This is a genomic window from Mesorhizobium sp. M7A.F.Ca.CA.004.12.1.1 (genome assembly GCF_003997835.1).
Lineage (GTDB): Bacteria > Pseudomonadota > Alphaproteobacteria > Rhizobiales > Rhizobiaceae > Mesorhizobium.
This window is the reverse complement of sequence record NZ_RZRK01001387.1, coordinates 1-734: the sequence shown is the minus strand read 5'-3', so window position 1 is coordinate 734 and position 734 is coordinate 1. Positions and strand designations below refer to the sequence as shown.

The window sequence follows — 734 nt, the reverse complement described above, 5'->3', positions numbered from 1 at the left end:
TGTCGCCTTGAGGCCTGACGGATCCACCACATCATCATAAAACTTGCCGAGTTTGCGCGCCGCGCGGCGCGCAAACTCGGCAAGTTTTATGATGATGTGGTGGATCCGTCAGGCCTCAAGGCGACACAGCAGGGACTGCTCTACCAAATCCATATCGGCGACGAGCCGGCGATGGGGGCCATCGCCGCGTCGCTGATCATGGACCTGTCGGCGCTCGGCCATACGCTGAAACCACTGATCCGCGACGGCTATGTCGAGACCTTCGCCGACCCGGACGACCGCCGCGTCAAGCGTGTGCGGCTGACGCCGCAGGGGCTGGCCAAGCTCGAGGCGGCGATGAAACTGTGGCAGATCGCCCAGCAGCGTTTCGAGGATGTCGTCGGCAGGGACAAGGCTGAAAAGCTGCGCGCGGCGCTGGATGACATCGCCGCGCTCGATTTCGATCTGCCGCCGGCCAGCTGAGCCGGCCGACGGCTTTCAAAGAGATTACTCGGCAGGCATCTCTACAGGCCGAGCCGCCCGGCGGCCGGCGACCACGATGCCAAGCCCGATGATCGGGAAGATCGCGGCGACCAGGCCGAGATCGGCCGGCGCGCCGTAGCGCAGCACGGCACCGCCGACCACCGCGCCGAGTGCGACGCCGAGATAGAGCGCCGAAGCATTGAGCGACAGCACGATCGGTGCGGCGTCGGGCGCCAGCTTGATGATGCGGCGGGCCTGCGCCGGCGGGAAGG

1 protein-coding gene and 1 pseudogene are annotated in these 734 nt (G+C 66.5%); one reads left to right on the top strand and one right to left on the bottom strand.

Annotated elements, in window-relative coordinates; all coding sequences use genetic code 11:
• Nucleotides 1-99: 99 nt before the first annotated feature.
• The gene (locus EN984_RS36580) at nucleotides 100-462 is read left to right on the top strand and encodes a MarR family winged helix-turn-helix transcriptional regulator (RefSeq protein WP_245480211.1); all 363 of its coding nucleotides are present in this window, start codon (nucleotides 100-102) and stop codon (nucleotides 460-462) included.
• Between the two features lie 24 nt (nucleotides 463-486).
• On the opposite strand, the pseudogene EN984_RS36575 reads toward EN984_RS36580, so the two are convergent.
• Nucleotides 487-734, bottom strand: a pseudogene (locus tag EN984_RS36575) (MFS transporter); the annotation flags it as partial.